12 protein-coding genes are annotated in these 13,906 nt (G+C 44.8%); 6 read left to right on the plus strand and 6 right to left on the minus strand.

Features of this window, described 5'->3' with window-relative positions:
• Positions 1–140 precede the first annotated feature (140 nt).
• Complete coding sequence (locus tag ACR6Z4_RS24820) at positions 141–1,013, minus strand: NAD(P)-dependent oxidoreductase (RefSeq protein WP_479720024.1); 873 nt, start codon at positions 1,011–1,013, stop codon at positions 141–143.
• The gene (locus ACR6Z4_RS24825) at positions 1,010–1,699 is read right to left on the minus strand and encodes a Uma2 family endonuclease (RefSeq protein WP_479720025.1); all 690 of its coding nucleotides are present in this window, start codon (positions 1,697–1,699) and stop codon (positions 1,010–1,012) included. The genes ACR6Z4_RS24820 and ACR6Z4_RS24825 overlap by 4 nt, the downstream gene beginning before the upstream one ends.
• A gap of 82 nt (positions 1,700–1,781) precedes the next feature.
• Between ACR6Z4_RS24825 and ACR6Z4_RS24830 the strand changes: the two genes are divergently transcribed.
• The 3 genes from ACR6Z4_RS24830 to ACR6Z4_RS24840 all read left to right on the plus strand — a co-directional run bounded on the left by ACR6Z4_RS24830 (position 1,782) and on the right by ACR6Z4_RS24840 (position 4,878).
• Complete coding sequence (locus ACR6Z4_RS24830) at positions 1,782–2,609, plus strand: TlyA family RNA methyltransferase (RefSeq protein WP_479720026.1); 828 nt, start codon at positions 1,782–1,784, stop codon at positions 2,607–2,609.
• Between the two features lie 418 nt (positions 2,610–3,027).
• Positions 3,028–3,606, plus strand: coding sequence for a prepilin-type cleavage/methylation domain-containing protein (locus tag ACR6Z4_RS24835; protein ID WP_479720027.1), 579 nt, complete (start codon positions 3,028–3,030; stop codon positions 3,604–3,606).
• Positions 3,607–4,395: 789 nt separating this feature from the next.
• Positions 4,396–4,878, plus strand: a complete 483-nt coding sequence (locus tag ACR6Z4_RS24840) for a pentapeptide repeat-containing protein (RefSeq protein WP_479720028.1) — start codon at positions 4,396–4,398, stop codon at positions 4,876–4,878.
• A gap of 160 nt (positions 4,879–5,038) precedes the next feature.
• Here ACR6Z4_RS24840 and ACR6Z4_RS24845 read toward each other — a convergent pair whose 3' ends face one another.
• The 3 genes from ACR6Z4_RS24845 to ACR6Z4_RS24855 all read right to left on the minus strand — a co-directional run bounded on the left by ACR6Z4_RS24845 (position 5,039) and on the right by ACR6Z4_RS24855 (position 8,708).
• Entirely contained in the window at positions 5,039–6,487 is a 1,449-nt protein-coding gene (locus ACR6Z4_RS24845; RefSeq protein WP_479720029.1) for a GAF domain-containing sensor histidine kinase, read from the minus strand.
• Between the two features lie 455 nt (positions 6,488–6,942).
• Positions 6,943–8,145, minus strand: a complete 1,203-nt coding sequence (locus ACR6Z4_RS24850; protein ID WP_479720030.1) for a CIA30 family protein — start codon at positions 8,143–8,145, stop codon at positions 6,943–6,945.
• A gap of 281 nt (positions 8,146–8,426) precedes the next feature.
• Positions 8,427–8,708, minus strand: coding sequence for a hypothetical protein (locus tag ACR6Z4_RS24855; RefSeq protein WP_479720031.1), 282 nt, complete (start codon positions 8,706–8,708; stop codon positions 8,427–8,429).
• Positions 8,709–9,122: 414 nt separating this feature from the next.
• On the opposite strand from ACR6Z4_RS24855, the gene ACR6Z4_RS24860 reads away from it, so the two are divergent.
• Positions 9,123–9,578: a hypothetical protein gene (locus ACR6Z4_RS24860; RefSeq protein ID WP_479720032.1), complete on the plus strand. Its 456-nt coding sequence runs from the start codon at positions 9,123–9,125 to the stop codon at positions 9,576–9,578.
• A gap of 29 nt (positions 9,579–9,607) precedes the next feature.
• The gene (locus ACR6Z4_RS24865; protein WP_479720033.1) at positions 9,608–10,564 is read left to right on the plus strand and encodes an alpha-isopropylmalate synthase regulatory domain-containing protein; all 957 of its coding nucleotides are present in this window, start codon (positions 9,608–9,610) and stop codon (positions 10,562–10,564) included.
• A gap of 360 nt (positions 10,565–10,924) precedes the next feature.
• On the opposite strand, the gene ACR6Z4_RS24870 is transcribed toward ACR6Z4_RS24865, so the two are convergent.
• Positions 10,925–11,173, minus strand: coding sequence for a hypothetical protein (locus tag ACR6Z4_RS24870; protein WP_479720034.1), 249 nt, complete (start codon positions 11,171–11,173; stop codon positions 10,925–10,927).
• A gap of 748 nt (positions 11,174–11,921) precedes the next feature.
• Between ACR6Z4_RS24870 and ACR6Z4_RS24875 the strand changes: the two genes are divergently transcribed.
• Entirely contained in the window at positions 11,922–13,898 is a 1,977-nt protein-coding gene (locus ACR6Z4_RS24875) for an ABC-F family ATP-binding cassette domain-containing protein (RefSeq protein WP_479720035.1), read from the plus strand.
• Positions 13,899–13,906 lie beyond the last annotated feature (8 nt).

Below are 13,906 nucleotides of genomic sequence, written 5' to 3' on the forward strand. Positions count from 1 at the left end.
AACACCGCTTTTAAACCAAACCTATCGCCATTTTATAGCAATCCTCAATGGATGGTGCGGGGGTGGCGCGGACTTAAGCCTGCACCAGCCTCACCTGACTGAGAACCCCTATGCTGCCGCGTTGTGGATCACTGATCTATCTATGCTTCAGTTGGTTCGATTGCGATCGCCGCAAATAGTGCCGAATAATCTGAATCTGCCAAACCCATACTACAGGCTAGTTCTAAAACTTTACGGACGCCATCAAGGCTATCGATTTGCAACCCAGAAGTGTTGGCTTCTGTGAGAAACAAGTTGGTGTCTTTGAGCAAATGTTTGGTGGGGAAGTTGGGATTATCGTAATTGCTGTCCAGCATTCGCTGTAGCTTTTTGTCGAAGGTCGGTGCATACAACGCACTCTGCCGCAGAATTTGCATGAATGTTTCAACCTCAACACCTTGCTCAAGCAGAAAGCCTAAACTCAGCGAGAAAGCATTGGTTAAAGCGGCAATCAATTGATTCAGTGCTAATTTAAGGGCTGCGGCTGTGCCGACAGAGCCGACTAATACGGGATTGCTACCAAAATTTTCTAACAGTGGCGACCATTGCTGAAACTGCTCTGGTGAAGCCCCAACCATTACCAACAATGATCCGGATTTGGCTTCAGGGATACTTCCTAAAACGGGCGCTTCCAGATAGCTTCCTCCGGCAGCGGCGATCGCTTCACCCAGGCTACGGCTTTGACTCGGCGCAATGGTACCCATTTGAATCAGAGTGCGGTTAACTAAATGCGATCGCACTGATTCCGCTAACACGACTTCATGGATAGTAGGTGCATCACTTAGCATTAAAATTACAGCTTGACACTGGTTGAAGACCTCCTCGACCGATGCCGCAACTTCAGCTCCAGCTTGCTGCAATGGTTCTAGTTTCGCTACCGTGCGATTATAGACGACCAGAGGCACCTGGTTTGCCAGGAGTCGTTCTGCCATGGGTAAACCCATCAATCCAGTGCCAATCAACCCTATTTTCATGCGGATTTTCCTGATTCAAGGTGTGCTATGAAAGCTTGATGCTCTGGCGTTTGTAGTCCTTCTTGCAACACAGCCAGCAATTCTGCCCGATTGACCTGGCACAGATCTGGAACAGAAAGCCATAATCCAGGAAATACAACACTCCGAATCACCCCTTGAGTATCGGGTTCCAGAGGAATGTAATGCCCTTCCTGCAAGCGAAACCAATCTAACTGATTGTCGTGGGTTTGCCAGACCACATATTCTTGCACTCCATTGCGGCGATAGATATTGAGTTTAGCATTCAAGTCATAGGAAGCACTGCTGGCAGCAATTTCAACAATCAGTTCGGGTGCGCCTTCAATGTAATCGTCGTCGCTAATCACAGAATTGCCGCCAGCTTCCGGTTCAATCCGCAAGAGCGCATCTGGTTGTGGTTCGTTATCAATATCGAGACGAACGGTTGGATTATCTTGCATATCTACTCCTGGCGTGGCTGACCAATAAGCGCCTAGCCATGCCATTACAATTGCATGAGGTCTACCATGCCGTTTAGCCCGAACTGGGGAAGCCACGTACACTACTCCTTCAATTAACTCGGCTTTATGAATACGCGGAGACGCCTGGTATCGCCGCTCAAACTCCGGACGAGTCAAGCGATCGCCACTTTCGAGGGGGGGAGTGTTGACTGCACGATCCATCACCATAGCCATAACCCAAACGCTATGTTGATCTTAATCGAAAGAAAAGCCTTAAAATCTGGGTGCAATCTCATCTGATCTCGATCCCTTGGCTAAACAACGACTTGACCTGCTATTAGTAGACCTCGACCTGTGTGCTTCCCGACAGCAAGCCCAGCGGCTGATCCGGGCAGGCGATGTATTGGTCAATCGGCAGGTGATCGACAAACCAGGGACAGAAATTGATCCAGCCGCAGATATTCAAATCAAACAGCGATCGCCTTTTGTCTCCCGAGGTGGTGAGAAGTTAGCGAAAGCGCTAGCTACGTTTCCGATTTCTATAGAGGACCGGATTTGCTTAGATGGCGGCATTTCTACGGGAGGATTTACTGATTGTTTGCTGCAAGCAGGTGCCCAAAAAATTTATGGCATTGATGTCGGTTATGGGCAAGTAGCTTGGGAGTTGCGCCAGGATGCCCGTTTGATTTTACGAGAACGAACGAATATTCGTTACCTCAAATCCGAAGACCTATATGAACCTGACCAACCCCATCCTGATTTAGCAGTCGTTGATGTCTCTTTTATTTCTTTAACTAAAGTGCTCAAGCCCATCTGGGACTTATTGCAGCCACCTAGAGACGCAATTTTGCTAGTCAAACCGCAGTTTGAAGTGGGTAAGGATAAAGTGGGCAAAAAGGGCGTTGTTCGTAATACGCAAGACCAGGCAGGGGCGATCGCCCAAGTTTTACAAACGGCTCAAACGCTGGGATGGCATTATGGTGGCTTAACCTGGTCACCCCTGGTGGGACCGGCAGGCAACATTGAATACTTGCTCTGGCTGAAGATGGAGAGTACAGCAACTATCCCGGATTTAGCAGCAATCCAACACTTAACCCAAACCGCACAACACGCACTGGGACAGGCGAGTAATAGTTAAGATTACAGATTAAATCAATCCAGACGTTTTTTTGAAACGCGTGGCATTGCCACGCGTTTCAAAAAAACGTCCGAATGTATTGAAGCCATGATCCTTAAGAGCGGGGATTTATTAAACCTGAAGATTGATGATTGGCAGTGCGGCAACGCCGCACTGCCAATCATCAATCTTCAGGTTTTACTGAATATGTGATTTTTAAGGACAGTGTGTTTAAAGTAGGAACTTTAAATTTAGCTTTTCGTTACGTTTAGTAATCGGGTTGGGAATTCTAGAGAAATCGCATGATCAGACCGAGCGATATCAAAACTTATCAAATTGCTGAGAATATGATGTCCAAAGCTTTGTAGCTTGATTGATTATTCTCGCTATAGCTTTTTTCAGCACAAACAACTCAACTCAAGACTATCAGGGTGCATGTATGACAACTTATCGCAGGGTAAGATTGCTCCGCCGTAGGGGCAAAAATTTTGGTGCGTATCAAACCTCAACGACTGCTGGTTTTACATTATTAGACCTTCTAGCCGTGATTTTGATTCTGGGAATGTTGATGGCGATCGCTGCTCCATCCTGGAATTCTTTTCTCAATACCCAAACTCTCAACACAGCTCAAGACAAAGCCTTTCAGTTAATGCGCCAGGCACAATCAGAAGCGATACGACATCAAGTCTCATGGCGAGCGAGTTTCCAGGTCAACAATGGTGTTGTGCAAGGGATCACCCACAATGCTAATACGCTCCCGACATCATTGGATTGGCAAACCTTTAACTCGACAGTACAGATTGATTCACATGAAACGACTCTGGCTCAATCAAACGGCATCTATCGAGTAGAGTTTGATCACAAAGGTCGAGTTAATGGGCAACTTGGCAAACTCACGTTTGTCGGTACAGTCAATAGCACCACGAAACGCTGTGTCCTTGCTTCGACGCTTTTGGGCGCATTACGCAAAGCCCAAAATCAATCATCACCTGATTCAGGGGGACGGTTCTGCTATTAGGTTTGCGATTGAAATACTAGGGTCTGTTTTAAAAGTTATTTTTTCGTGCGCGAAGCACATGAAAAACAACCCTCTTAGCGAATCTTACAGCCATTTTCAATTAATTAAGCCACAGATTTTTTGTTGTGTGCCGCGCGGAGCGCGGCACACAACAAAAAATCTAAACATATTCAAGCGCGAAGCGCTGTAAAACACGCCCTGGAAATAATGGTATTGCTGATATTGCAAGCATGGTAGGGCTTAGTGCTTTCAAGTAGCATTTATGCTTGCTTCATCTGCATATGGCACTAATTTACATAGAGTTGACTCGGATTTAAGCGATACCTCGATACGAGGTATCGCTTGTTTCATGTTGCATATGTGCTCAGACGTAGAATGGTAATTGATCCGAAAGCACTACCCTGCAACACTTTTCGGTGCATCAGGCTATATCAGTTAGACTTCAAAGGATGCAGTTGGCATGTGTAGACCTTGAGTGATGGCATTGGCAGTTGCATCCATTTTTTGGCATCAAACTCTTGTTTTGTTCATCTATTTTTCATCTGTAATTCCGCACTCCCATATCATTAGAAACTCCTTTAGAATCCTGTACTGTTTGCTAAATGGGCAACACAAGATTCTAGAGTTGCTGTTGGATTGGGATCTTCTACTTAATCAAATCTTTAAGGGTAGTCTTCAGTATCGTTGTTTGAATGTGTCTATTTGAGTATCAAATTTTACGTTCAGTATTCCGGTTTTATTTTTTCTGAGCTGAATAGTTGATTAGTCATTCATTGCAAACCCTAGAATATGACTAATCCTCAATCACAAATTTCTAATCCTCCAGCAAAATATCGTGCTGCTGAACTTCTTAAACAATATGCAGCAGGTAAAAGAACGTTTACTCAAGTCGTTCTCAGAAACGGTAATTTAGCAGTACTTGCGCCGAACCTGAATAAGGTTGATTTGAGCGGAGTGAATTTAATGGGAATTAGCTTATCCGGGAGCAACCTGAGCCAATCAAATTTAAGTAAAGCTAAAATCAACCGTGCCGATTTAAGTCGAACGAATTTGTCTAAAACCAATCTAGAAGAGAGTGATTTGAGTTACTCCAACTTAAACCAGGCAGACTTGAGTGATACGTGTTTGGTCAATGCCGATTTGAGTCGGGCTAGCCTGATTGGTGCTAATTTAAGTCGGGCAGATTTGACGGGTGCGAACCTGTTTGATGTTGAACTTAGAAATGCTGTTTTGACCCAGACTATTATGCCCGATGGAACTATCCATCCTTAGATGAGGCAGGGATAGCCTGATGCAATTCAATCAGCACAGGCAATACCAATTACAAGGATTCTCAATAGCGTATCAGGTATTGTGAGAGAGCCGCGCAAAGCGCGGCTCTCTCACAATACCCGTAGTTTTTCCAGGCGCGAAGCGTTATCGTTATCTGCCGCTAATTCGCTTGAGTGGTATCTGAAATCTCAGAAATTTGGGGAAGGCTAATGACATAGCGATAGCCGGATTCGGCTGAACCCTGGATGGCAATATTGCCATTGTGCATTTCTGCAAGTTGACGACTGAGAACTAACCCCAAACTTTGGCGCGTTGTGACCGATTCTGATGGCTCTATATCCACTAATGAATCGGTCAGGACGCTATTTCTTGGGTTGGGTGAATGTCCTACAGATTCGCTCACAGTAATGCTATTTTTGCGATCGCCTTTCACAGCATCATTGTCTATTCCAGTCGAACTAGACGGCACCAACAACTGATGCGAACGTAATTCTGCTTGAGGCAGTCCATCACCGAGCCACGGATGAGACATCCAAATCGTGAGATTGAGATAGCTTGGTTTGCGAGAAATGTGTACCCGAATAACGCTATCTGCACTGGATGACTGAATCACACTAAAAACCAGGTGATAGAGCATTTGGCGTACTTTATCTTTATCCAGCAGCCAAATGCGAGGTCCAGGTTCAATCGAAAGTTGCAGTTTTTGTTCGCGTCGCGTCGCGGCTTGTTCTAAAGTAGCAAATGCTTGCTGACACAACATTTCAATATTAACAGGGCTGAGATTCAACTCCCTATTGGTATCGTTTAGATTGCCTAGCTCTAAAATCTCATTTACCAAAGACAATAGATATTGCCCACTATTGTGGACGATGTTCATATATTCTTTTTGTTTGTCTGTCAGCGGTCCATAGATTTCTCGGGTTAACACGCTTGCCATTCCCAAAATGGACGTGAGCGGAGTACGAAGTTCTTGGGTCATTTGAACGATCAAATCCGATTTGATCGAAGGCGTACTGGTTGCTTTGCTGGGAGATAGTCCTGCGTGAGAAGCCGTGAGGGATAGGTCTATATCTGGCGATCGCCCGGTATGCTGAGCTTTGAGTAAGAGATTGCGTTCATATTCGCTCATGCTCCAACGAGCAATCAATTCTAACGATGCCACCTCTTGACTGGTGAAAGTGCGGGGTGACAGCTCCATCACTGCCAACGTGCCTACGCAAAAGCCATTAGAGGTCAACAATGGCACACCCAAATATGCTCGAATCCCATAATGACGAACCAAAAGACCATCTGAAAAAGTAGGATGGGTCGTGGTGTCATTGATGATTAAAACTTTTTGACTCTCGACAACATGCGTACAAAATGACTCATGGCGAGGTAACTGACGGGATATCGCCAGATCATTCATCAGCCCAATTCTTGATAGACCTACGGCTGATTTAAACCATTGGCGATCGTGATCGATAAACCCCAAAATACAAATAGCCGCATCTACAAAGCGAGCTGCGGTTTGAGTCGCTTCTTCAAAAATAGGGACACTATCAGAGTCCAGTAAACCCATTTCAGCAAGAGTTTTTAAACGCTGTTGTTCGTGCTCTGAATTGGGCATACTATCTAATCCGCAAAATAACTTAGCGTCAGGGCTTAGCATCACAACCCTATTCCTTAATTCGTACTAAATGGTTTTGACGGGAGTGAGCCACCTATCATTAACGCTACAAATGGTCATCCGCTATACATATAATTCCCAAAGCGATTGCACAATCAACATCAGATGGTAGGGATTATTGAGCTTGACCTTGCCCCGATTTTTTACAACTAAATATGTCTGCAAACTTTAAGTAGAATTACTGAATTGATAAACTTTTTTATTACATTGATTGGTTGTCTCATAGACGTAATGCGGTTCTGTTGGGCAAATTCACGCCCAAAGCAGTAACGGCTGATTTCGTCATAGACTTGTCATGGTTATGGGGGATGCGGGCGAAGCCCGCATCCCCCACAAGTCGAGACTGAATATCCTATTATTGAGCCGCGATCGAGTTGGGTTTGGCAAATTCTAGATTAGCTAGAGGGGTCGATCGCCTTGCGACAATGGCAAGCGATCGCTTCACCAATTTGCTTAGGGGATAGCGAAGAGAAATCACTCAACGACAAAACGTGATCGGGTACACCCCATTGGTGGGCGATCGCAGGATCGATAGCAGACGGGGTTACTAAAATCAGTGGCGGCGTCTTCGTCTTGCCATAGGCACCGATCGATGCGATCGATAATTGAAAAAATCCGGGTGTAAATCGAGGATTTAATTTGCCATCATATTCAAATTTGCTCAGCATTAACTGAAAAGCTGTCAGTCGATTTGTGGCGATCGCCCCGGCATCCGGTACAGATTTAGCCCTGAAGACAGGGATCATTTCAGCAAAAGGAATCTGAACAGTGAGCCAGGTTTCTGGCACTGTGTCAAAAGAGTAGCTATAGGCGATGCCATCCCATCGATCTTCGCAACGCAGTAAAAACTTATAGCGATTGCCATCACCGTTCAATCGCAATTCAATGCCGTCATAGTTTGATAGATCGATGGCTGGAGAAAAGTTGCGGGTGCGAATTGAAGCGAAGCCACCTGAGTTTGCCGTCGATACAGTTCCCGAAAAGAAAGCCATACCCTGGTCGAGGCGAATGCTACTTTCACTTACCCCACCCATGACCACATCATCCACGGCACCCCAGATTTCTTTGAGATTTGGGTCGGGTTGAGTAAAGTCAAATATCGCTGGGGTTGACGTCTTCAGGTTTTGACGAATTCTCTGCAATAAGGGTTTAAATCTTGGCTCGTTCAGACCCTCTATCTCTTGGTGCTCTTCTAAATCCAAACCCATAATACAGAGGACATGGGTCAGGAGATGAGCCATTGCTTGGTCTGTGGCTGTGTGTTGCCAGTCGAACCATTCAACCTGGTCTGCGCGATCGCCCAATTTGAGTTGGGCCGTGGAAACGTCATTAACCAGCGATCGCACCTGATGTCCCTGATCTAACAACGTCTCAATTACACCCTGAGTCAGAGGACTCAGATCACCCACCACAAGAATGATCCCTTGATGGGGTGACAGCGTTGTACTGTCAACCGTTGGGTCAAGACGACTGCCAAACATATGCTGAAACCAATCGAAACGACTGAACAACGGCATCGCACCGAAATAAGACAGCGTCTTGATAAATCTGCCAAAGTCCCATGAGGAGCGTGAGATAGAAGAGTCTTTGGATGACATATACGAGGGCTGCAAAAAACGATTCCGCTTACATCCTATGATGCTTTAGCTGAAGCTGGCATCATCGAAAAGATAGAGCGATCGCCTATTGAATCGTTTGCAGGGGCGAACGACCGTTCGCCCCTGCAACAAATCATCGACGTGATTTAATTCCCATTCCTAAATGAGACAGGGCATCGGTAAAGGCGATCGCTGTATTGGATGCTGTTTTGGGAGTAGTTTCGATAGAGCAGTTTCGATGGAGTTCGATGGAGTCATTTCGATAGAGTAACCATTCACTGCTATTGACTACGAGTTACAACGTCCAGAAAGTTTCGGATAGGCAAAATTCCTTCCTTTCCTCTGACTTGTACGGCAATCGATACGGTTAATGCAATTAACCCGACCGCAACAACACCTAACAATAACCGAAAGGCATCTTCTTTCTTTTTGTCTTTAATGACTCGAATACTCTTACAAACTCGACAATATTCAACGTTGTCCCTTAAAGGATGGGGATGATAATGACAGACATGGTCGGACATTGGAGGAAATGAACTTTTCAGGATGGTGGGGCTTTTCATTAGGAGTCTCCTAGACAAACAACACGATTGACTCACTCCTGCACCAGTTAAATAGCAACCCTCAACTCCAATGAGCGAGGACCGTGACGATAAGTAACTAAACTCAGTTAATTTCCTTGGGCATCCTCTCCTAAAAAACGTATGTCAATCGTATTACTAATTAAATTTTTTGTAAATACATCCAAATAGATTTGACTTCCAACAGATTTTGCAGTATCCCTCTCAATGAGTAAAGATTCAAAATCCTAAGACATATGTTTAACAAGGCTTTCAAGAAATTATGTTGATTTAGAAAAGCTTAAGAAATGAGATTGACTCCCTTACACCCCGGTAGATACAATCGAGGAATATACGTATGTAATGTGTGTTTATTTCCGGGCGTGCGTATGTCTTTTGTAAGACTTTAGGAGTATCATGAGTCACAAAAAGCTAGTCAGTTTCCGACTGCCTGAAGATCTGATGGAAGACCTGAGAGTCAGAGCAGATATAGATGGGATCTCAGTCACAGAGCTGGTCTGTAGATTTCTGCGTCAAGGTTTGCAGGTTGATGAGCAAAAACCAGAAACCCTGATGAGCAGTCGTCTGGCTAGTTTAGAAGCAGAAATCCAGCAACTTCGGCAAGCCCAACGAGCCGCTAAGACCGCGCCTTCTTATCCCGTTGCTCCCACGCCTCTCTATGCCCTGATCACTGCCAATGGCACTCCCATCACGAACCACGACACTCAAGAACGGATCGATCGCTTAGAACGGCTGATGGAAAAGTTCGCTGCCCATAGCGGGTTTGATAATGTTGACGCAAATGCTGACACCGGGGAGAGAGAGCCTGGAACCTCGGGTCAAGCAACTGCTCGATTTAAGCGCGACGATTAGTAGCTTCTACCTGGCTAAGGGTTTGCATCATGTCCCACGGCAAGTTAACCACTGCTTTACTCACCGCCAATGTTTTTCAGAATGGGTTGTCAAGACATGAAGCATCCTGGAGATATTACACGGATTTATTGAGGCGGCTATCTTGCAAACCTGTAGATTGGTACATTTCAGCGCTCGATTTTGATTTGGCGTTTATCTTACAAGATATCTACAATCTGGGTGGAGATTGGCTGTGTCAAGAAGCCTGTGTAGAGATGCGCAAGCAGGTAAAAGTTTGTCCGGTAAACGAGTGGATTTTAGAAGACTCTGGCAGTTATCGGCTTAATTTTTATGATGCGATTCGGCTGGCTTGTGCGGTGGATAGTTGCATAGATGCGATCGTTACGTGGGAACCGCAGCAGTTTGCCCTCACCGATAAGCAGCGTCACCAGTCTGAGCATGAGGGGTATTTTTATATTGATTTTGCTACCCAGATCGTAGATGAAGATAAGTCTGGGACGTATTGTATTGGGGTGTTCTCCGTTCCAGCTTTTTTGCTGCATTTAGATCAGCGGGAACATGCCGAACGACAGTGTCATCAACCGTTGCAAAGCTTCTACCTTGATAAGTTACAAGTCGATATCGATGATGATGATGACATACAAGCAACGGTGAGAATTAATAGTGCCGCAGGTCAACAAATTCAATCGATGGCATCTGGTTCTACACCCTGTGATGCGCTCTACCGGGCGATCGATCAATGTATTGATCAGTACGTATTATTGCCCAGGCGAAATCTCATTCACTTTACGATCCCTCGTACTATTGGGGGACCCGAAACCAGGGTTGAAGTGATGATTAGTGTGGAATGCGATCGCCGTATTTTTGAAGCCAGTGCTGCGAATGCGAACGTCATCCGTGCCCTGGGAGAAGCCTATATCGATGCCATTAATAATATCTGTAGCAATCTCAACTTCGCTGGATATAGCCGCCATATCGAAGATTAAGTGCTGGTGAATACAGTTTTATTCAGCGTTATTCTATCCAATTCTTAATTGTGTGAAGTACAAAGTTTTGTGCGAGAGCCGCGCTCTGCGCGGCTCTCGCACAAAACCTGTAATTGATTCAGGTGCTTTCGCAACGGATCATTTTCACGAATCAAATAGGATCGCTATATATCCAATATAAAAGATGAGATCAGCCTATCGAAGAAGATAAACGCGGCGAAATCACGATTTGAAGCGGTAATCGATTTCTGCGTCAATAGACAACCCTAGATAACTCGTATCTAGCTGTTAAATAGGGGCAAGCTTAGAAAAGCTACCCAAAAACTGAACATGCGCCTACAGGTTTAATCAAATGTTGGACTAGTTAGAAGCTCCACAGGGGATAGGTTCGGGTGAGGCTAAAGCAATGATATGAAAACAGGCTGAGGTTTCTTCACTCAATACATTATTAATTCGTTGTCTAATTAAAATGTGTAAGTCGCGAGCGGAAATTGTAAAGTCGTGTTGAACATGCAGTAACCCGGTTCTGTGCTGGTAATCTTTGCCATAAAAGGCGAAGAAGTAGGTGTAGCGATCTTGATCGGGAGCATCTAAAACAAAATCTCTCATGAAATTTCTCCTGGGACTCTTAGCAATACCAGTTCTCCGGTTGCGTATCGCTAAGCTGTGTTCTTTTCTTCTGGACGATCGAGCCGTGATGAGGAATGTTGGCTGAAGAGTAATCTCTACTAACAAGACCATTTAGTCTCAAATGTGAAACTACCTGATTAGTTTGAGATTAAACTCTATAACCATCTAGCTCCACTGTATTTCTACCTTGGTGGGCTTCGGATGAATCATCCTCCTCAGTAGAATCCGAGACTTTCACTTTCAATATTCTAATTCACTTAATTCCCCAATAACTGGAGAATTCCGGTTAAATAGATGAGGAATTTAGTTCTTATGGTTAGAAACATCTTATGGATCGATCTTTCCAGAGATTTTTATCAATAGAAATATCTGCTGAGCGAGCTGAATTGAAGAATGAACGGGATCGCTTTTTAATCCATTTTTTCTAACGTTTAGGGGATCAAGGGCTAAATTGAAGTGATTTTGAGTGCAATTACTCAAGTGCAATTACTCATTACACTAGTGCTTCAGCGTGATCCCCGATGCCTGGTTGGCTGAAAGAACTCTTGAAACCCTTACCCTGCCGTAATAGGGTAGCGTTAGTGTTACTTACTAAAACCATTGGTGATGTTGGGTTTCACGGTGTTTAATGCCAACTTGCATCCGAACGTTTGTCTGGCACTCTGCTTGCCAGCACACGCCGTGAGAGATTGGTATTAGACTAGGCAGTGGTACTTTTGAGCAAGCAATGAGTATTTTTACCCTCCAATCCGTTAAAAAAGATTTTGGGATCAAAGAGATCCTGAGAGACGCAAATTTCAGCCTGAACAGTGCCGACAAGGTGGGCTTAATTGGCACGAATGGCTCGGGTAAGTCTACCTTGCTCAAAATTATTGCTGGATTAGAACCCATCGATAGGGGGCAGTTGTTATTTAATGCCGGGGCAAAAATTATCTATTTGCCGCAACAGCCAGCCCTCGATGAGCATAAAACTGTTTTAGAGCAGGTGTTTTCAGATGCGAATGAGCAAATGGCTCTGGTGCGGCAGTACGAAGAAATTTCGCATAAACTGGGGCACAGTCCAAAAGGCGATCGCGATCGCCTTTTGTCTCGTCTTTCTAGTTTGACTCACGCCATCGATGCAGCGGGAGCATGGGAACTAGAAACCAATGCAAAAATCATTCTGACCAAACTGGGGATCGATGATTTTGAAGCCAAAATTGGTGATTTATCAGGGGGATATCGTAAACGAATTGCCCTGGCTACTGCCCTGATTTCAGAACCTGATGTGTTGTTAATGGATGAACCGACCAACCATCTAGATGCCCTATCGGTGGAATGGTTGCAAAACTATCTCAGTCGTTATCGGGGGGCACTCCTCTTAGTTACACACGATCGCTACTTTTTAGATCGGGTAACCAATCAAATTCTGGAGATTGACCGGGGCGACCTTTACACCTACGCCGGTAATTATTCCTATTACTTAGAGAAAAAAGCAGAGATGGAAGAATCTGCTGCCAGCACCCAACGAAAACATGCTGGCGTTTTGCGGCGCGAGTTGGAATGGCTGAAACGGGGTCCCAAAGCCCGTAGCACTAAACAAAAAGCTCGTATCCAACGGATTCAGGATATGCGGGGGCAAGAGTTTAAACAGGCAAAAGGAACGGTTGAGATTTCTACACCTGGGCGACGCATTGGTAAAAAAATCATCGATCTAAAAAATATCTCCAAAGCCTATGACGAACGCATTCTGATCAAAGACTTTACGTACAATTTCAATCCTGAAGACCGCATTGGCATTATTGGTAGCAATGGAGCGGGAAAATCTACTCTGCTCGACATTATTACCGGACGAGTCCAACCGGATGCTGGCACTGTTGAAATTGGTTCTACCATTCACATTGGCTATTTTGATCAGCATTCGGAAGATCTGTTTGAGGCATTCAATCAAAACCAGCGGGTGATTGACTACATTAAAGAAGAAGGAGAGTATGTCAAAACCGCAGATGGAACGCAGATTAGTGCGTCTCAGATGCTAGAAAGATTCTTATTTCCGGGAAATCAACAGTACTTGCCTGTTGCTCAACTTTCGGGCGGTGAAAAACGTCGATTATTCCTATTGCGGGTGTTGATGAGTGCGCCAAATGTGTTGATTTTGGACGAACCGACCAACGATCTGGATGTTCAAACCCTGGCAGTTTTAGAAGAGTATTTGGAAGACTTCAATGGGTGTGTGATTGTTGTTTCTCACGATCGCTATTTTCTAGATCGTACAGTCGATTTTATTTACGCGTTTGAATCAGACGGGCAGTTACAGCTTTATCCCGGTAACTACTCGGTGTATTTGGACTTCAAACAAAAAGCCCAAAGTGATGAAGCCGCGCTTGAGCAAACCCATCGCACAGCCAGTAAACAGGGAAATAAAGGAACGAACGGGCAAGGTTCAGCCACTGATATCGCATCTGATCAAGCAACTCAACAGTCAAAATCTCAGAACAATTCCAAACCCCGCAAGTTATCTTTTAAAGAAAAACGAGAACTAGAAAGCCTGGAAATCCAAATTCCTGAAATGGAAACAGAGAAATCAACGATTGAAACAACGTTGTACAGCAATCCACCTTCTGATTTTATAGAAATACAAAAATTGACCGAGCGATTAGCAGAATTAAATGAAGTGATTGATCGCTCGACAGAGCGGTGGTTAGAGTTATCAGAACTGGTTTAGGCTTAGAG

The organism is Calyptranema fuscum S582, from assembly GCF_055793305.1.

Coding starts and splice junctions, on each gene's coding strand:
- ACR6Z4_RS24820 (WP_479720024.1), bottom strand. CDS start 1,013: ATGAAAATAGGGTTGATTGGCACTGGATTGATGGGTTTACCCATGGCA.
- ACR6Z4_RS24825 (WP_479720025.1), bottom strand. CDS start 1,699: ATGGTGATGGATCGTGCAGTCAACACTCCCCCCCTCGAAAGTGGCGAT.
- ACR6Z4_RS24835 (WP_479720027.1), top strand. CDS start 3,028: ATGACAACTTATCGCAGGGTAAGATTGCTCCGCCGTAGGGGCAAAAAT.
- ACR6Z4_RS24840 (WP_479720028.1), top strand. CDS start 4,396: ATGACTAATCCTCAATCACAAATTTCTAATCCTCCAGCAAAATATCGT.
- ACR6Z4_RS24845 (WP_479720029.1), bottom strand. CDS start 6,487: ATGCCCAATTCAGAGCACGAACAACAGCGTTTAAAAACTCTTGCTGAA.
- ACR6Z4_RS24850 (WP_479720030.1), bottom strand. CDS start 8,145: ATGTCATCCAAAGACTCTTCTATCTCACGCTCCTCATGGGACTTTGGC.
- ACR6Z4_RS24855 (WP_479720031.1), bottom strand. CDS start 8,708: ATGAAAAGCCCCACCATCCTGAAAAGTTCATTTCCTCCAATGTCCGAC.
- ACR6Z4_RS24860 (WP_479720032.1), top strand. CDS start 9,123: ATGAGTCACAAAAAGCTAGTCAGTTTCCGACTGCCTGAAGATCTGATG.
- ACR6Z4_RS24865 (WP_479720033.1), top strand. CDS start 9,608: ATGTCCCACGGCAAGTTAACCACTGCTTTACTCACCGCCAATGTTTTT.
- ACR6Z4_RS24870 (WP_479720034.1), bottom strand. CDS start 11,173: ATGAGAGATTTTGTTTTAGATGCTCCCGATCAAGATCGCTACACCTAC.
- ACR6Z4_RS24875 (WP_479720035.1), top strand. CDS start 11,922: ATGAGTATTTTTACCCTCCAATCCGTTAAAAAAGATTTTGGGATCAAA.